The following is a 21,787-nucleotide window of genomic DNA, read 5'->3' on the forward strand; positions in this document are numbered from 1 at the left end:
ATGTATAACCGCAAGCATTTGCGATTTATTTGTTTATTATTAGTTTTGGTGTCTGGCTTTACTCGGGCCGAAGTTGATATTAGATCCTCTTTTCCCCTATCTGATAGTCGTGAACAAAACAGTTATGTAGCTGTTATCAGCGAGTGTTCTACAATTGCTTTTCTGGAAGCGGGCAGTGTAAATCAACGTTATACATTCTCGAGTAAGGATATCAGCTCCTGGAGCGACGCCAGTGGTCGTTGCCAAATCAGTTTTACCTTGAGTGGCGCAGATAAGTACTCTCCATCAGTAAAGGTGGTAAGGCTTGACGAGCAAGAAACTATTCATAATGAGCAATTTGCTTATGAACAGAACTCTCCTTCATTAAGCGTGGAAAACGCTTCAATTTCGGTCCTTGATAATCAACAGTATTTAACGGTTACTTTTAACGCCAGTGATGACACGGATCTTTCTGGAGTAGAAGTTAACGCTATTGCGTTAAGAGCATCTGATATTCGCGAAGCTGGTGGTGTTATTACTGAAGCTCGTAAACGCTCTTTTGCCAAAACGGAAGGTACGGTAGCGCTCGTTCCAGTGAAAAATAACCAAGAATTGTTTAGCTTAACACTCCCTGTAAGCGGCTCACTAAGTAATGCTGCCATTGCTAGCGATGTGGTTATTTTGGTTGATGCGATTGCTATTGACGCTTCTGGGAACCAACAATCCCTTTCAAAGTTAGTATCAACTGGTAACAGTATTAAAGAGGATGTGCTGTCTTTAGTGCTTGAATCTGAAAAAATTCAAGTGACGGATCCTTTACAAACTGTGGCTCTAAACCCCATTGTTACTTTTGAATTTCGCGGCCCGGTGAGTATGGCTGGTTTAGGTAGGGGAGTTAAATATGAGTCCAGTGATCCAGATTTAGTGGCGGTTACGTCTGCAGGGGTGGTTTATCCTCTGGCAGAGACAAATGGTGACCCGGTAACAATAACTGTAAGCTACCCCGGCTTAGACGACACAAAAGTATTGGTAGATGTAGATTATTCTAAAACTCTTGAGCGTCTCTCTTACGTGGGCTATGAAAGTGGTAAAGCTTGGGTATTACCTTCATTAAATCAACCTCACACTTTGCCAAGCCTACTGGGTCATTATTCCGATGGCTCTAGTACCTTAATACCGGGTGGTTGGAAGGTTGTTTTCAATGTACCTGATGCCTATAAATCACTCTTACAATTAGGCAGCGCTAAACAGTTGCAAGCTCACTCAGCGATTATGAGTGATCATCCCGCAGCGGTGTCGTTTTATTTAGAGGCTCTTCCGAATATTAAAGGCAGCGTTGATGTAGCGGCAGTAGATGCTCTTCCTAAAATCAGCATCGATGTGCCTAATCAGCTAGCGTTGCCTTCTACCTTAGTGTTAAAAGCCGATGCAATTGATGATGTAGGTATACTCAACGTCGCTTTTATTGTTGATGGAGTTGTAATGGGGGAGGTGTTTAATCCTCCTTATGAGTTAACACTTCCATTAGACGATAGTTTTGTGGGGCGAAGCTTCGAGATCTTGGCCACTGCTACAGATAGTGCGGGTCAAAAAAATAGCTCGGTTGTATCACAGGTTAAATTAGTCGCGGAGCCTCAAGCTGAAGCGCCTAGCTTTGATTTTGAAAACCCACAAGATGGTTCTATATGGGTTGAAAATACTGAAGTTCATGCCAGTATCAGCAGTTTATTGGGTACTTTGCCTGAAATAGTTAATCAAACGGGTATTATTAAAACAGAGCTTTATTTTGATGGCGAATTGGTCGGGAGCGCCAATTTCCCCGCGGTTGAGCAGCGTAAAAACTTGATGGGTGAAGACCAGTTATTTGAGGTGTGGTCGGTTAACTATCAATTGCCTAATGTTTCAACGAATGAGCGAAATGTTAGTGTTTATATGAATGTGTATGCTGATAATAATGCCGTGTTTCGTAGTAACTCTCGGTTGATTACTATTGTTAAAAATCAGCAGCCTACTATATCAATTAATACGCCTACTTCGGGAAGTTCAGTTACTGCAGGGCAATTGTTACCTATAGAGGTTGCCGTACAAGATGACACCTTATTTGCTGGTACGGATGTTTCTCTTTTTGTTAATGGAGAATTGTTTGATTCTCAAGTGTTAATCGACAAAAACAATCATGCTGGCAAAGCGCTGCAAACTGAACGTGTATCATTTCAGTATCTTATTGATCCTGAACTTATTTATAGTGATATAGAAATACAGGCCAAAGTGAGAGATTATCACCAGAAACTGGTGTCTAGCGCTATTGTAAAGGTACCGGTAAAACAAGATTTTGCACCGACCGTAGCGATAACCAGCCCTAGTGAAGGGTATGTGGTTACTGCGGGTTTACCTCTACAGATTAGAGCGGATGCAGCAGATGATATCGCTGTTAGCCAGGTAGATTTTTTTGTTAACGGAAGACTAGTCGCGAGTGATTCATCTGCGCCTTATGCCGCGACTTATAACACCCCTGACAATATTTCTATAGCTCAGAAACTTACCTTATCGGCTATTGCTACAGATAATAAAGGCCAAAAAAGCGATAGTGCAGTTGTCAATGTTACCTTAGGATTTGATGAGGAAGCACCTGTTGTTAACCTAGCTTCACCTCAAGTAAGTCTGTTAGAACTCGGTAGAGATTACGCCACTGTTATTGAAGATGCAGAGTTTGTCCTTAAAGCGACAGGGTTTGACAATGTTGGTGTAAGTAAGCTTGAGCTTGCCGGTGTTGTTAAAGTCGGTAATGATTATGTGTTATCTGGTTCACTCGATTCGAAAATTGCAGGTGACGAATTTAAACCTCAGTCAATTCCTGGGGCGGTTAATGCTTTTTCAGCCTTAAAAATGATCCGAGCGCCGCAGTTTTTAGGCAAGTCTAGTTCTGAATTTGATAGTTATCCTATTTCTATTACGGCGTGGGATAAGACAGGAAATAGCTCTATTGTGGAGTTATGGGTTGCAGTATATGAAGACAAAGCACCTGAAATAGTTGAGATAGTGAGCAGTCACAGCTCATATCAAGCTAATGACCTCGTTAATTTAAGCTTTTTAGCAAAAGACGACCGTTCAATTGTTGGTGCAGAGCTGGAGTATTGGGTTGATAACAAACGTATCGCGTTGCGACGCTTTGACCACTCATCTGGGCTTATTCCTGGGCCTGATTTATCTATTTCTGATAGTTTATTGTTGTCTGAATTTGCAGTTGAAAATGAATCTCAGTCATTTGAGGTTAGAGTAAGTGCCTGGGATCAGATTGGTCAGGTATCCGCGGTAAAAGTGCTCGAGTTGGGCATTGTTCCTGATGAAGAAGGTCCAAACATCGCCTTAGTGACCCCTAAGTTAGGCGAAGAGTTAGTACGTAACAAAGAATACCCCCTCGAAGTGATCTTGAAAGACATTTCTGGGCTTGCTGACGCTAGAATTACTGTAAATGGCGTACATCATGATTACTCAATTAACGACTTTGAACCTAAGTTCACTTTATCGCAAACCATAAGTATTGCTGATGAAGAGACGATTAATGTTAACTTGCAAGCTAACGACAGATATGGCAATTCAAGCTCTGCTGAATGGGTATTTGACACGACTAAAAACCAAGCGCCGATCATATCAATACGTCAGCCAGCTTCAGGCTTAGGCGTAACGGAAGGCGAAGCACTTAATATCGCTGCTTTAATTACTGATGATCTAGGCCTTGCACGTGTAGAGTTCATTGCTACCGAGCTTGGTAAAGAGAAGGTATTTGAACTGTTTGAAGGTGACAAGCTTAAAGAGATAGTAAACTCTGGTGGATATTTCTCAGCATTTACCCGTATTCCCCATTTAGCGAACGATACCAATTTATCGATACGAGCAGTTGATACACATGGTTTAAATACTACGCATGTACTCGAACTTAGGTACTTTGAAGACACCATTTCTCCCACCATTGTTTTGTCGCAACCTAATTCAGATTTGGAACTACTACCTACTCAAGCCTTTGATGTTTCCGGTATTGCTAGTGATGAAAGGTATATTGCTTCTATTGATGTGGTGTTACTCGATAGTGAAGGAGAAAAGGTAGATATTGAATGGGAAAGTTTGGCGAGAAAGGACAGAATTGAGCAAATTACGGTTAGCAATGACAACTCATTTGGTTCTACCGTTATTGCTGAACATTTCCATTCAGACTTTAATGCTAGATTGAGACTACCGAATAATATTGGTGATTATGGCAATGGTAAACACTTCACTTTCGCAGTAAAAGCACTTGATCAAGGTGCTAATCAAGTAGTGTCTAATACCGTTAAGTTAACTATTAAAGATGATCAAGTTTCTCCCACTATTCGAGTATTAGAACCATTGAATACCCTTGTAGAGGGGCAGCCATTGAACTTTGTCGCTGAGTTACAAGATAACGTTGCTATAGAAAGTTACAAAGTGGTATTGGTAGCAGACGAAGTCATCGAGCTTATGAGTGCTACTAATGTTAAAGACGCTAAGGTTACGCTGACTAAAGATGCTATTTACGATCTTAGCAATTTGGAGCCGGTAACTGAGGATGGCAAAGATTTAGCACTTAAGATAGAGGTTACGGATACGTCAGGCAATGTTACTGCGCTTTCTCATAACGTGACCTTAATGCCTGATATGCCGCCTGTTGTAACGCTAGTCGAGCAGTTACCGGAAAGAAACTGGACGGATGGTGATTTAGTTCGTACGCGTTTTTCGGTACAAGATGACTATATTGATAGTGAAACGAGCTCTTATTTTTCAAGCGTTTGGAGCAACTTAAATGCTGAAGATGTGCTGGTACCTCGCTTATTTACCAGTCAAACAGAGTTGGTTGCAGGTAAACAACGCTGGACTATACAATCTAGCTATCCTGAACACGGTAGTTTAAATGCTTATTTAGAGTTAGATGACAAACGTTATGCAGTGTTTAAGGACCAAAAATTTGTTGCCTATCCTGAACAGTTTAGTGCGAATTCGTCTCTTCGCCTATTAGTAGACAATGCTAATGTCACCTATAAAATACGTTATTCAGAAGCCTCTATCTGTCAAGTAGAGCCTACTACTATTCTGCTCACAGCAGAACAACTGGCTGATGATAACGGTAAGTTAATATTTTCAAAGTGGCTTCCTTCAAATAGTCCTTATATTGATATTGAGCCAATCATAAATGGCGTAGAAAATAGCTTTTATTTGAAATCTTTTAGAATAGATTTCCTTTCTAAATCTGGCCCTTATACCCTTGGTGACAAAGCTCATAGCGCTAGGTCTGCAAATCAATTACAAGTTAGGCTAAGCGACCATCATTCGATTAACGGTGAGAGTTTGTTGCTTATTAAGGGGGCTGAAAGAATTACTAAGCTCGCTCAGAATACTCAAAATACTTGGCTTATTCCTTTTGTTGCAACTAATCGCCGTTTATCTTTGTTTGCCTTTGCTATCGATTGGCGTTCACATTTACGCGGCGAATTAGTGCCTTCAGCTTCTTTGTCATTAGACTTAAAGACTGACGAATTAGACCCAACTGTTTCTATAGTATCTCCAACGGTTGAATCTGAGCTCATTGATGGTCAACGACTCTCTGTTAAGTTAAAAGCCAATGACAATGCGGGGATTAAATCGTTAGCTTTATTCGATAATCAGGGCCTGTATTCAAAAGTAGCGACTTGGCCGCAAACCGAAAATTTTGAGTTCCAGTATTGGGTTAAAGATATTTTGCCAGGTAGCGCATTAAATTTGACCGCTGTAGTAGAGGACCATTCTGGTAAATTGAGCTCTCAAGACATTAGTTTGCCAGTTATTGAGAATAGGGCGCCGCTTCTTAAGCTGACAAAGCTGTCCTCTTATAAGGTTAATAACAAATATCAAAAAATTATTACCGATCCTGCAGTTTTAGAGTATGCCGAGTTTTGGTTACGCACAGGCGAAAATTTTTCGCTAGCGTTTAATGCTTCAGACGATACAGAAATTAGTCAATTGTCTTTATATCGTGTGGCTCGAGATGGAACGCTTGTTGAAGAGTACCTCAAAACATTCCCGGTTGTTTGTCCTGCTTATCCAGAAAGAAATGTTAACACTCAGCTGGAATTAGACTTTTTGCAAACAGAGCCAACAGAGTATCTGCTAAAAGTAAAAGATGGTTTAGGACAAGTTACGGAGCGTAAATTTATTGTGCATCCGCTTGCCAATATTGCGCCAGAGATACGCATAGTTAGTCCCGCTGCCGATCAGTTTATTGTAAATGGTACTTTCCAGATTAAGGTAGGGGTGTTAGCGACTGACGATAGGCTATTAAGTGACTCAACAATCCAAGTCTTTGCTAATGGTCAGCTACTTTCTACCATCAAATCTAACAATGGTGTAGATGTTAAAGACGCGCAAATAAATGAAGCGATTGCGCAGCTCTACGATGAATATGAACGAAAGTATTCTGTAGCGGTTGCCGAGCAATATGCTACGAAAAAAAGCCCAAATCTGATTACTAAAACTTTTCTGTTACAAGTTCCAGAAACGGTATATCAAAAAAATAGTAATATTGAATTAACAACAACAGTTACTGATAGCGACAATGCGATTGCAAAACATAGCTTGGACATTATTGTTGCTGTTGATGAGATTAACCCTGAAATAGCAGTAATATCACCTGAATTAGGGTTTGCAGCGACTGAGCATAGTGACTTTAATTTGCAATGGCGGGCTTACGATAACGTCAAAGTTTCTAGTATGGAAATTGAGGTAGGTTATGGTTTATGGGAGCCTGGTTTCGCCTATCAAAAACTTGATAGTTTCGAATCGGTAAGGCGAGTAAGTTCTATACCCAATGTTGATAGTGACCCTACTACAACGAGTAATATTGATACGCCAGTTTATTCTCAATTATTGCACGTAGAACGGTTATCTGAAATCGTTAATTTATTCAGCAATATTAATGATATAGAAACTGCTAGGTTTGATTACTGGGTTAAAGTTAAGGCGGTTGATGCGTCTGGTAATACCTCCACTCGAGAATTTAGTCTACCGATTAAAATTGATGAACGGCCAGTCATTGATATCCAGAATCCACTTGATGGCTCGAGACAAGTTGAAGGTAGTTTTCTCGATATTCAAGTGAACGCTTTTGACGATGTTGGTATTGATTCCGTTTCCGCAAAAGTTCGCCGTGGCGACCAAGTACTTTTAGATTTCAAAAATAAAAAACCTCCTTACAATTTTGCGCTAGAACTACCTGTATTTGATAGTAAAGATGCGGATAACAATACGCTCATCATCGAAATAGAAGCATTAGATACTTATGGTGCGAAATACGGTGATTTAGACAAGCATATTGCTAATGAACGTATTGCAATTCAGTTGGTTGAAGATAAGCCACCAACAATAGTGATTGCAGCTCCTACAAATAATACAGTGATGACCGAGGGTGAAAACCTACTGATACAAGTGAACGCTGTCGACGATGTCGCTGTTGATAGGGTATCACTCTCTGTGACGGGCTTATTAACTGGAGATAAAACGTTTGTTGCGGCTAAAGCGCCTTATGAGTTCTATTTGAACGTGCCTTTTGGTCAAGCTGGTCAAGATTTAACTTTAAGTGCTGTTGTTACTGAATTGCGTTCAAATGGAGAGCCTCGCTCCGTTCAGACCACTAATTCTACACGGGTTATTGTTGAACAAGATAACCAAGGGCCTGAGTTAACTATTGTTGATCCGGTTATTGGCTCTACGGTGGCAGAAAATAGACATCTACCGTTTAGCTTTATTGTAAAAGACAACGTTAAAGTGGCTAATGTCAGCGTAGACTTGTTGGTTGATAGTGACTTAAACGGGACATTCTCTCAACATGAACTGGTGCAAACTAAAGTGCTATTGGGCGCGCCATGGAGTGGTAAAGTCGCTCTAAGAAAAATTGATGATTACGTTTCAGCTCATTCTTCAGCATTGAATAACCTTCCTGTAATGCTCAAAGTCACCGCGAGTGATGGTGCCGGGAATAAAACTTCATTAGAGAGAAGTATTCAGCTTATTAAAAACCAACCGCCTGTGGTTGACGAAATTTCATTTCTTGATGCTAAAGGTGCAGTTGTTGCGCAAAATGGCGGCTCGGTTACCGAAGGTAGAGATCTTGTCGTTCGTGTCGCAGCCTCTGATTTGGAAGCTGGCGTTGAACGAGTTAGCTTGTATCAAGCAATAGATGTTGTTGATGGAGTTTCCGCCGATTACCAGCTAATTGGTACTGATGGCTTGGCACCTTACCAGTTCCACATAACGGTGCCCCAGGATCTTGTAGGTAAAAAATTAGCGTATAGAGCTATTGCAGAAGATGTTGATGGTAATTCTTCAGAGTTATCGTTACCTGCGGTGTTAAACATACAGGCTGATCAGCCGCCTACAGTAAAGATTATTCAACCGAGTAATGATCTTGCTTCAGTGATTGAGGGGCAAGTACTATCGGTCGTCGCTGAAGTATCCGATGATATGGGGGTTGATGGCGTTGACCGAGTAGATTTTTATGTTAACGGCTCTTTAGTTGAAACAGTTTTTGAGAGTATTTCAGTTAATTCTGGTGGTCTTGGTCAGTTCGGTCAGTATCAACTAGACCTTGTTCCACCAGAAGGAGCTAAAGGCTTTGTTTTACAAGCTGTCGCGTACGATCACTTAAATCAATCAAGTAAATCACAGTCAATACATGTAGGTATTTTAGAAGACACTGTTAAGCCTGTTCTGGAAATTTTGCATCCGATTGATGGTGATATTCTCACTCAATCTGAAGTGCTAACTATTGCTACGGCTGTTTCAGATATTGGAGTAGATTCAAATAGAACAGTATTGGCCCTCCTCGTGCGTGAGTATCAGTCTGAGGCAGGGGAGTGGCTTGAAATAGCAAGTCAAAATGTTCAGCTGTTTAGAAACGATGACGATGCTGAACGACCAAATATTGCGCTTAGCCAACCCGAACAACATAGCTATGTTTATTGGACAGAAATTGCCGATGGCAATGTATTAACGCGCCAAAGGAATAGAAACGAAAGAGTTAGAGTTGTAGTGAAAGTGATTACGCCTAACCATGAAGTTATCACTGAAACCAGCCATGAGATAGGCTTAGGCTTAACTAGTCAGACTTACTTTATGCCTTCGCTTGGCCAAGAATCAGCCGCTAAAGACATTTATTATAATGCCGTTCAACAGTTTAGTTCACTAGAGCGAAGGGGCGCGGTTATTGGTAGTTGGAGTACCGTTGACCCCCTAGTTGCTGAGCAAGGTATAGCTTTTGTCTCGGACTACAAATCAAGTGATTCTTGTGGTGCTTGTTCGGGCCTGTTCTTAGCTGAATTTGTGGCAGAAGATAATGAGCTCGGTGAGCGTTTTGTTTACTCCGAATTATTAAATGGGGCTTCAGAGTACTTTGAAGGTGTTATTAGTGAAGTACATGCCGACGCCAATTTTGTTCTGGCGTCTAAACATGGTGTCGTTGATGTAAATAACTCCCATTCTCCAAGTTCTTTTACGCGTTTACTACAGCAAGAGATAGATATAAACCCTGAAACCGGCGCAAAGTATGCGGGTGGTGAAGATGGTGAGTTACTCGTTTTCTCTATTCGTAACGGGGATGGACAGTTTGGCTTACCTTACCTGTTGGAAGGACGCTATTCCTTACCTTATTCTCAAGTATTTGGTTTAGATAGAAAAGACGGTTTAGCCTTTGTGGCTAATGGCTACGGTGGCGTTCAAGTAATTGATCTAAGTCAGCTAAGTGCTCCTAGGCGAATTGGATTTATTAAGCCTGATGGCTTTGCTCGTGATGTGAAAATTGAAGGTCACTTTGCGTTTATTGCCGCTTCTCACCAAGGTTTAGTTATTGCCGATATTGCGGATCCATCAATGCCTATTATTGCAACGATAGATACGCTTGGTATTGCTAATCGAGTCGAAATTGTAGGGACTAAAGCATTTATTGCGGAAATGGCAGGCGATGGCAAAGTCTCTCAATTTACAGTGATAGACATTAGCGACCCCTATAATCCTAGCTTTATTCAATCGACTCCACTAAAGGCCGAACGAGAAGATTTAAGGGCAACGGGTGCTTATGACATATCAGTAGTAGGTAATCAAGCTTACGTCACGACCCAGTACTTAGATCAAGAAGACAAGCCTAGCCAAACAGTTCTACAGATTTTCGACATAGCAACCTTAGCTCAATTAGGTACAGACGCATCTATACCGGCTATGTTGAACCGTGAGGCAGGTAAAAATGGATATGTTGCTCGAGATTTAACTTTAGCTGGTGGCGCGATACAAGTCGCCAGTGGTATGCAAGGTATTGCTAGGGTTGAACTGTCTGAACTCACGGTTGTTGCAACGTCTCCAAGTCAGAATCAACATCAAGTGAGTACCGCTAGTTCATCTCTCTTAGTTGAATTTTCTGCACCATTGCATCCTGAACAAGATTTTACCCAGTTCGTTAGTATCTATAGTGGCGAGGTACTTAAAAACGATGAGGGTAACTATCAACTTGGCGAAGATGTAAGCGAGCAGTTTGCTATTGCATTTGTTGAGCGTGAAGTTGATAGTCACACCGCTTTACAAATTACCGCTAATAAAGAACTGCTACCTGGAACCATTTATACCGTGGTAGTTAAGTCGGGTTTACAGCCGCTAACGGGTTATTCGTTGGCAAATGATTACGTTTGGGAGTTTGATACGTCTCCTGCGGGCTCTTTAAACGCTCCAACGATTACTGCAATCCAACCTTCACAAGGTAGTATTCGTGGTGGCGAACTGGTTACCATAGATGTACTTGATTTAGGACTTGAGCCGTCGATAACCTTTGGTCATCAAGCTGCGGTTATTTCGTCAATCGAAGAACTTGATGGTCTTAGCCGGTTAACCTTGCTGTCACCTCCTAATTACGCAGGGCCATCAGCGGTTCATGTTGAAAATTCTGCAGGTTTATCAGATACCATTATTGGTGGCTTTACTTATTTAGATGTATTACAGATTAACGCGGTCACTCCGGGGGTTGTAAACGTTAAACAACTAGGAGCGGGAGAGCGAGTCACTATAACTGGTTACGGTTTTAGTGAGTCGTTGAGCCTGAATATTTATGTAAACGGTGACACTAATAAGGCTTATAAGACAACAGTAAACAATGATGCGCTGGTGTTACATAGTGCAGAACGCTTAGAGTGGGTAGTTCCGAACTTAGACCTACCAACGAGAACCTACGTTGACTTAGAGCTTGTTGACTCAATTACTGGGCAAGTCGCTTACCATGCCAAAGCTGTGTTTTTTGGTGGTTTGTCTGTTAATAGAACGCTGCAAACGGCAAAAAAACCGACAATTGAATCGATTAAGAAGGATATTGCTAGAGCATTAGAGGGGTTGCCACCACTTAATGCTCCAGATGTGACCAAATTACCAACTGGCCGAATTATTGGATTAGAGTCTGATAGTGAACTAGGGCTTTTGTATGTTTTGGGGCTACCCATCCCCGCATTAAATGGCCCTGAACATAGTGCTTTAGCAAGCAGTGCCGAGTTTAATAGTTTCATTTTACCGGGTTGGTTGTCTTTGGTTCACTATGATTCTAATCACTTAGAGAATGCAGCCCCTATGCACGGCTTAGGCTATTACGATCTACCTAAAGACGTATGGCCTCGCTCAATGGTTCTCGCCGATCAGCATCTTTATGTATCTGCCAATGGTTTCGATATTCCATTTATTAATACGCCTTATAAAAATCGAAATTGGATCTTAGTGTATGACCGTGAAACTAGACTGCCTTCGGAGTTAGGGCAAGAGAGTAAAAACAGAGATATTTTGTTTTCTTTACCTATTCCAAGTGAGCATGCACCTAAGAAAATGCAAGTGGTAGACAAGCTCTTAGTCGGTTTAGTTGAAGACACTGAAATTGTGTTATTTAGCTTGGCAGATCCTGTTAGGCCGAGTTTGGTTCAACGTATAAGCAGTGCAACTATTGGTGGTGTATTGCAAAAATTGTCTATTCAAGATTTTGCAGTTGTAGGGGAAAAGTTAGTTGTTAATGCCAAAGTAAAAACTAAGCACTATCTGATTGATTTTGATCTGTCACGGCCGTCGGCGCCTCAAATGTCAGCGCGCTTATTTGAGGGCGACAATACACAGAAAATAGGGGGACAAGGGGATAGCAATAAACTTGTTGTAGCAAGTAGTGGTGATGACCTAAGGGCTGTGAAAAGCGGCGCGGGTATCATCGAGTTTAACGGCAATACCAACTTGAGTTACTTAGGCCATTATACTGACAATGGCTTTCCATTGAAGCCTATGCTTTCCGGTATGAGTACTACTTATACGTCAGTTGCACAGCTTAGGTCTTTAGCTGGTAATAGCTACGAATTTAACCTATTAGATACGAGTAGGCCATCTAACATATCTGTTTTAGATGCCCTTCATTTAGATTCAAATTTAAATGCTTGTCGTGTTCAAGGTAACTACGGCGGTGTTAGCCATTTGCCTTACGGTGTTCAGCATCTTACCGACGATGGCGTTTATGTAGTTTCATATGTAGAAGAAGTTACAAATGGTTCAAGCAGTTGTGAAATCGGTTATACCTCTCGCTTGCAGCTTGTAGACACTTACGTTAGTGATATTGTTAGTCATTATCCAGCCCAAAATGCCCAACTTATTGCCGTAGATACTAGGATCGAATTTGATTTTAACCATAATTTAAATATTCCAGCGAACGAGAGTGCAAGCACATATTTATCTCGTTATGTGGCGCTAACTAAAGACGACGGAACAGACACTGGCTTAGATCTTAATTTTGAGGCTAGCATTGATCCGTCTAAAGCAAATCGATTGCTTATCACTCCGCTTATGCATTTTGATGCAGGCGCTAGCTATACCGTTACTATAAAACCTGAATTAGGCAGTCGTCGCAGTGAAGGCTTAGTAAACTATGAATTACGTTTTTCTACTGCGAACCTATTAGGCGAAGCGCCGAAAATTAAAGGTGTTGAGCAAGCAGTCATTGTTACCAGTGGTGGCCAATTTGTTGTTCATACCGCGTTTGCTGAGAACCCAATAATTAGGGTTGGCGACGAAATAGCTGGTGTTGAACCGATCGCTTCAGACGGTAATTTACATTCTTACAATGTTACTGCTCCGCCCCATGCTGCCGGAGTTGCGTCATTAGAGCTTGAAGTTGCCGATGGTCGTTTAGATAAATTGTTGGGAGCCGTTCGCTATGTCGAGCCCCTTAATTTAAATAGTATTTTGCCGGAAATGGGGAGTGTTAACGGCGGGTCTGTAGTCATTTTAGACGGTACCGGCTTTGTTAGCGAAGGAGGGACCAGAATTTGGATTGGAGACGCTGAAGTAGAAAGCTTTAAGGTGCTAAGTCCAGAGCGTATTGAGTTAATTACTCCTCCTGGTCAACTAGGAAACCATGATGTAACGGTGGTTAATAATGATCAGCAAACCGCTACTTTGACTAAAGCCTTTGTATATCAGCAAGCTGCCAACATGTTTATTGATACAACGTCTGGTCGCATCTACCAAATGATTATGGACCCTACGAACACTTATGTTATTGCTGCTGCGGGCAGCGAAGGCGTACTCATTACGAATATCGACGCGTCTACGTATACGTCTGATGTGGATAATATTAGCAATCCAGATGACTTGTTAGAACGTATTGATAACGATGGTGACGAAATTGATGACCGTGTGGTTGGGCGTATAGCATTACCTAGTGGCTATCGAGCACTAGGCGTAGCCGCTTCATTTAGTCGAAATAGTAAACGAATTTATGTCAGCGCCGCCAAATTTTCTGGCTCGTCCCCACGTGATGCACGTTTATTTATTGTTGGTGTGGATACCGAGGATTTATCAGATTCTGTAATTATACGTTCGCTGCCGTTAGATGCTCGTTTTGCCAAGGCGATTAAGCATCAAGATAATCGCTTGCTATTGGCTTTAGCTGAGCAAGGAATGGGAATTGCGGATGTTAATTTAGATACTAAAGCGTATTTAGTGAGTACTAGCCCATTGACTCATCAGTTACCTGCTTTGGATCTAGAAATGCTACAAGCCGATCAAAATGGCTCGGCGTACATTGTAGTGGCTGGTGATTACGATTTTGATGACCAACGTTTATTAAGCCCTGAAATCAGTAATCAGGGCGGGTTTTATATACTCGATTCAACCAGCGAGAACGGCATTTCTGTATTATCTAGTCTAGATATTCCGGCTTCTAGAGTATTTTCCCATAACCAATACGCCTATCTTGCCGCTGGTGATTCAGGCATGGTGATTGTGGATATTAGCGACTTACAAAACCCAGTTGTAGTTAATCGAGTGAATACTCTCGGTCACGTTTATGACATTGCTATCTCAGGAGATTTTGTTTACGCAGTAACAGAAAAATCAGGTGTAGTTGTTATTGATGTCACTGTTCCTGCAACCCCTATTGTTATAGATAGCTTTGCAAATAATGGGCAGGCTAAAACCTTAGTCACGACTCCTTATTCTGTAGTGAGTGGCGGAAGAGGGTGGATTCAAGCAGCTCCGGACGTTGTTTTAAAACTAAGCAGCGTTGATCCGTCTAATGGGATTGTTGAACTTGATTCAGTTGCACAAGCAGATATACGCTTTCGTTTTAACAAGGCCATAGATTTAGTTCCAGGAAACGAACAGTTCTTTAGCTTGTTTGATGGCAACAATGCTCCAGTTCCTTATGACATTGAAATTGTTAATAATGATGCAATTATTAACCTCGTTGCGCCAGAGCAATTAAGAACCGGCGATAGCCTGGAACTATCTGTTCGAGAAGGATTAACTGCAGCGAAACCGATCATTGTAGGGGGAGTCGAAGCCAGTAAAATCCTGTATGAACTAAAGCAATCTATAAAACGTGAATTCGTTGTTTCTCAACAACTTGTTGAGCCGATAGAGCTCTATTCGTTAGTACCGAATCACGCTTCTGTTAATACACCGGTTGTGTTAACTATTTCAGCTCGTGGTATTCCTTTATCGACAGAAGGATTACAGGTTTTCATTGGTGGAAAAGAGCTAAAAGTAGAAGGCGTACAACGTAGCGAAGATAACGCTTTAGTCAGCATCATCACGGTAACAAGCGAGGGTTTTGAGCACGCAGGCATTTATGATTTGTTTGTTTCTCTAGAGACTAACGGTATAACCATTAGCGCTAGCCAGGCAGGCGCGTTAATTGTTGATAATACCTTGAGTTTAAGTGGTTTGACTCCTGCATGGGGCCCGTTATCTGGAGGAACTAGAGTTACAGTAAGTGGTAGCGGTTTTGAACCCGGCACATCGGTAAGCGAAAGCTTGTCGCTGAGCATCGGTGGCGCGCCTGTAAGCAATGTTGAAGTTGTATCAAGTAGTAAGTTAATGCTGACCACTCCTCGAGGAGTGAGTGGTAAAACGGCGCTTGAAGCCAGAGATCGATATGGTAAGCAAACAACGCTGCAACCATCTAAGGGTTTTGGTTATGGCTTAGAATTGTTAGGCGAAACAACTGCTCAACAAACAAGCCCTGTAGATATTCTTGTCGACAAAAAGAGTGGCATAGCTTTAGCGGCTTCTGGTTACTATACCGATGTTAAATCTTCTATGAGTGTTGCTGGGCAGGAAGTGTCTTTCTCTTGGTTAGCGAGCACCTTTGACGTACAAAATGCCAATCAACCTGAATTAGTTGGGGGAGCAAGATCTATAGGTGCGGGAGTATTACAACAACGGCACTTAGACAGGGCATTGTTATCTTCAAGCTTGTTATCTAAAGCGAGCGACTTGAGCACCAACGTGGTGGATCTTGATAGACTTAGTGAAGATGAAAAACGCGCTTTCGAGCGGAGCAAAGAGCATAAACTTCCCTTATCTGCAGATTCTATATTTATACAAAAGAGCCAAATTGGTCATCAATCTGTGTTGTTTACCGCTAACGGTTCTGCCGGAATTAGTTGGTTAAATCTTGATGATATGAATAGCCTGCAAAGTCAGGGGAATTTGTATGTTGAACAAGGCAAAATTGTTAGTGGTTTATTCCAATCCGGGAACTCTTTATTTGCATCAACCTATAATGACTACCTACCTGATAACCCAATACCACCTTGTGGCTTTTTAAGTGGTTCGGTTTCAGCGGGTTCTGTATTAACAGCCAATTTTATGGCGGCGAATGACCCGATTAACATTGAATCAGACACAAGTTTCCGTCCTGCGGGTAGCCTGTATTATCAAAATGGTTGGTTATTTGGTCAACGTTCTGGGGCCGCGGCCAATTGGATAACATGTGGACTTCAGTTAAGCGACACTGCAGCAGCGCGACAGAATGGCTTAAGTGATGAAATAAATGCTGCTAACCTTTTCGATCCTTATCTAAGCCGTAATTGGTCGTTTGAAAATACCGTATTTGATTTAGAGTTTTATGGTGACTACGTATTTGTAGCTATAGGTCGTTTAGGACTTGAGGTATTCCATATAGAGCGCCCAGAAGAGCGGGTTCGTTTGCCTCTTGATAGCTCATTACAATCTCAAGCAAACTCGACAGGCTACGGTGCTGTAGGTTTAACACGTTTTGCTAACGTTTTGTCGGTAGCTACTCAAGTTGGAGTGGTAATGGTAGACATTAGTGAACCAATGAACCCCAAGGTTATTTCTGCGGGTAACAATGAGTTAGTACTTAATGTTGATTATTTTAATGGCCGACTTGTTAGTGCGTCTGGGAGTGGAGGAGTAAAAAGTTTTAACCTACATAAGGTTTTTGTAACGGAATCTTCAATACAACCAGAGCAAGTGATTGCGAGTAATCACTCAATACAAATAGGCTTTAGCGAAGCGGTAACTTTAGATTCTTTAGAAACGGGTATCACCGTCACCGAACTCGGCAGTAATACCGTTGTTCCAGTAACTATAGATGCCGCTGATTCCCAAGAAAATGCAGCGGCTTCGTTTAAGGTTATTTTTCCCCGTAAACCTTCAACAAAATACAGCTTGATGATCGAGGGGGCTCGTTCGCTTCGTGGTACTGGTCAATGGTTAGAATACAACGTGGCGTTTTCAACAGCTAATGAAGATGAATTGAAACCAACTATCCATGCTGTGGAAAATGGGGCGTACCGCCAGTACTCTCAGGCGGCAGTAGTCATTAATGGTGATGGCTTTGTGGCTAGTGACAAACTGAAACTCTATGTAGATTTATATGAAGTACCTTATTCATGGGTGAGTGAAAATCGCTTAGAAATTCCAGAAAATGCTTTGAGCATGTTGCCTTTATCAATTGGCCAGCATCATTTAAAACTAGTTAATGGTAGCCAGAAAAGTGAGTTCTTGGGCGCGATTGTTACGGCTGAAAGTATTGACGGCATCCAATTTGACATAGGCCCCGAGTCTATCGATTTGGTAGGAGGCGATCTCATTAATGTGAAAGCTTCTGCAAAGGCAATATTACCTGGTACTCGCGTTGTTTTGGAAAGCCCTCAAGGCGAATATATTCGAACAGAATATACTCAAGAAGGTGCATTGGTAAAAGAGCTAGAAGATGATGTTATTTCATTAAACCAGTTCCAGTTTCGCTCTCCAGGCGTGCTCAATGGTGGTGTTTACAAGGTATATATAGAGAGAGAAGAAGAGCTTACTCTTATAGGGTCTTTGGCTTATACCGAACGTTCTACAGATTTGTTTGATTTACCTAACGTACCGCCGCATCAAATCAGTTCTTTGCAGCGTTACGGTGATTTGTTGTTTGTTGGTATTTCGGCTGGCGCTAAGCCTAACAACAGTAATACAACGCTGATGGAGCATGGTTTAGAGATATATGATCTGAGCATTCCGTCGCGTCCATTGCGTGTGTCACAGCTACCAACAGACCAGCCTGTAAATGACTTAGTTTTGGTTGGCAACACCGTGTTTCTCGCTAGTGCTAGTGATGGTTTACAAGCGGTAGATGTGACTGAACCGAGCTCACCACTACTTATGAGTACTTTCCCTGTTCCTGGATTCATGGCGACAGGTATCGCCTTCGATCCTAATAGCCAACTGCTGGCCTTGTCGGTAGCCGACCCATTTGGATTAGGTTTCGTAAGATTCTTTGATTTGAATAGTCCTAGATTAGATCCTCCTTTAGGATTATCTAATCTAGTGTTTAGTGAAAATGACCTACTGGGTCAACCCCTAGATGTACAGTGGCATAATGGTGTATTGCATGTATTGCTAAAACGCGGCGACGAGGTGTCTTTGGTTGTTTTTAGTGATGTAGAGAAAGGGATTTACACTTCGCAAATCTTAGAGGGGCTGTCGATTGAAAACCTTAATGCTAGTTTCACTTTGCAGTATGGCCAGCTAACCATTGCCACGGATTCAATGGTTGGTGTTTATGCACTAAGTCAAACTAACCGTTGGGAAAATAGTGGCTGGTATCCAACAGCATCTAGTGGTGGAGCAGTTGCTATCTCTGATGGTAGTACGCTTATCGGCAGTCAGCCTGGAGTAGGTGAGTTACCTAATACTAGCTTTATAGTTAGTCAGGTAACGCCAAATGACGGCGGTGTGTTAGGTAAAAATGAATCGCTTAATATCTATTTTAATCAGCTTATAAACACTCAAGAATCTAATATTGAATCGTCTATTGCTGTGAGCTTGAATGGTAAAGAGCTCAGTGCTGACAAGTACTCTATCGCAGCGGTTAACACGCTTAGTGGTGGAATGATAAGCATTTCGGATGTCGATTTTGGAGACGTAAATAGCGGTACGATTGAGATTAATCTAACTAGTGACTTGTTGAATTTATATGGTTTACCCTTGTCGCAAGTAGTGACCCTTCAGTACGAATTGGTTCAAGTTCAGCCGATAATTGATTCAGTGGTACGGGTTAAAGATAACCAAACTCTTGGACACTATATTCATGGTGTGGCTGGAGAGGTGTTACGTATAGAAGGTCGTCATTTTGGCGACAACGTAGAACAAATTTCGGTCAAAATTGGTGATGTAGTTTTGGCTGAAGATGCATTACAACGATTAGATGATTCAAGTGTAGTTGTTGAGCTACCTAATTTATTGCTGGGAAGCAGTATTGTTTCTCTACCAGTATCGGTTACGCGTAACAACGCAACGGCTACTTTGTTTGGTGCTGTTGTAGTGATGCCAGCCATCGATATTCAAGATGTGAATCCTCTGCAAGGACCACCTCAAGGTGGCAATTACCTTGAAGTTTACGGAGCAGGCTTTGGTTCTTCCACAAGTGTATGGTTTTCAGGAGTTCCTGCAGCCAATGTAAAAATAGCTAATAGCCATCGTTTGTCCGTACAAGTACCCGCAGGAGACTTTGGATATAGTGATATTACTGCTGCTAATGCACAGTTCCCAGACGAAGTTGCTATTGCTAATCAGTCTTATTTTTACACTGGAGTGTCTTCTGGTTCTGTAGATTTAGCTAGTGATAAACCTAGTCCAGTGTCTGGAATGGCAATGGCTGAACAAGTGATATATGCCATTACTGGTGGTGAATATGATATTTACAATTTATCGGGCCGATTAAGTAAGAAACTACGCACTAATGTAGCGCGCTTAGTGGTGGCTGATGTATCTGATCCGGTTCGCCCGATTATTGTTGAAAAAAGCTTTAGTGACTTAGTTAAGCCCTATGTGTTTGATGTAAGCGGGGGATTAGGAACGAAAGGTTTTGAATCTATTTCTCTGAGTAACAATGATTTGTTTATAGCTGGCGGAAAAACCTTATATCACTTTGATGTGACATTAGCGACAGATCCCTTATTGTTGAATAGTTACCCATTGGATGGGAATGTTCGAGATATTCTATCTGACGAAAACTTGGTGTACGTCTCCCATAGCGGAGGTGTTGAAGTGTTTAGGCGTGAAGACAACAGAACGCTTTGGTCTATCGCTATAGTTGACCGGACGGTACTTAGCGGTACGCCATATCAGTTAGCTAAACACGATAACAGTTTGTGGATAGCCATGACTGACTCCCGCAGGATTATTGAGCTAGAACTTGGTAGCGGTCAGTATCAACTTGTCTCTCAATTTAATACAACCGATCTCAGCGGTACTAGGTTTAGACCCGAAGATTTAGTTGTTCATGGCAACTTGGTGTTGGTGAGTTCTGGTAAAGGGGCCTCTGTTGTTGCTTTTGATCGGAATAGAATAGATGGTGCTGCAGCTGTAGATAGCATTAACTTAGCTTACTTAGTTAAGAATGGAACCGTTAATGCTGGCGAACTTCAGTTACAAGGGCAAACGCTATATGTGGCTGCGGGTCAGGGGGATATACAGCTATATGATGTTTCACCTTGGTTAAGTGGGCAGTATTCTAATGCCTTACCATTACTGCATTACTTTTCTGTACTTGGTGATGCCACAACAATAAGCCTCCACCCTAGGGCTATTTATGCAGGTTCTTCGTTCCCATATTTAAGTGGCGAACCAACGGAAAATCCAATTGCTGGTCCTGAAAGTGTAAATCATCTAGGTGGACGACTAAGTACCATTGAAAATGACATTTTGCAGATATCTTCACACTCCCCTGAAGCAGAATCAGTGTGGCCGAGCCAAGAACCAATTGACCTATATTTTAACCGAATATTAGATCGAGAATTTTTGAGTCAATTTGGCGACAGTCTTGTTGAGTTATATGTTGATGGCGCGAAAGTATCAGGTGATTTATCTCATGAGGTAGTGGCTCATGGATCGCGTTTACGTTTTACTCCTCATCAAACTTTGTTGGCCGGCAAACGGTATCAGGTTGTTGTGTCGTCGGCGGTTCGTGATCTTCATGGAATGCATTTACCAAATGATTATCGATTCAGGTTTATTGCTACTGACGGCGTTAAGCCTCAGCTGTCGGATGTTATGCCTTCGTTCGGTTCGTGGCGTGGCGGGGACCTTGTCACGATTGTTGGTAGTGGTTTCACAAGCCAATCTCAAGTTTTAGTGGCTAATCATTATTTGGATAATGAACATGTTACTTGGGTCAATGAAAATGAGTTAAGCGTTTTAATACCTAGTTTGTCGCAGTCGCCTAACGATAACCTTAGCGTTGGTGTAGGGGTTAAAAATGGTGAATTAGTCAATGTTATGAATGGCGCATTTACCTATATTGCAGACCCATATATTGATAGCGTTGGTGTTTGGAATGATGGCCAAGTTAATAGTCATCAACATCGCCTTCAATACGGCGATAGCCAGTGGGTTGGCATTACTGGTAGAGGCTTTAGTGAGAAAACGCTTGTGCGTGTTAACGGTCAAATTGCAGACCAAGTACAGCTTATCGACCCGCATACCATTGTATTCCGCCAACCGGAGCTTACTCTTGGTGAGTTACTGATCGAATTAAGTAATCAAGACACAGATGCGGATAAGGTAACTAATCGGGATATTTCCGTAGTGTTGCAGGGTACAGATCGCTTAACGGGAGTGAATGGTTTTGTGCGTAGCGGAGATTTGCTACTTAGCTACAGTAACAAAAGTTGGAAGCTTTTAAGCACCTTAGAATCAGACGTACCACAATTGCTTTCTAAAGGTACCGTAGCCAACACTATTAAAGACGCTGCAATAGGTAACGGATATATTGCGCTCGCCTATGGTGAGAAGTCTTTGCAAGTTGACATTTTGGGCTTATCTAATCCTTATTCACCTGACTTACTGTCTCATTTTGCTAATAATGAGAACCATCCATTTGAGCAGATTGGTTTATGGCACGATGTATGGTTTGGCTTCAGTACGAGCGGAGCGGTTATATCTCCCATTAAGGGCGATGTAGTAGAGCATA

General features: G+C 41.9%; 1 protein-coding gene (running past one end of the window). It reads left to right on the forward strand.

What is annotated here, in order from left to right; genetic code table 11:
• On the forward strand, window positions 1-21,787 hold the 5' portion of the coding sequence (locus Q4592_RS00675; protein ID WP_303508516.1) for an Ig-like domain-containing protein. Its footprint extends 16,553 nt past the window's final position; the window shows 21,787 of its 38,340 coding nt (coding positions 1-21,787); it begins with the start codon at window positions 1-3; its stop codon lies off the right edge, out of view.

Origin of the sequence: Agarivorans sp. 1_MG-2023, assembly GCF_030548385.1 — a bacterium.
GTDB lineage: Bacteria > Pseudomonadota > Gammaproteobacteria > Enterobacterales > Celerinatantimonadaceae > Agarivorans.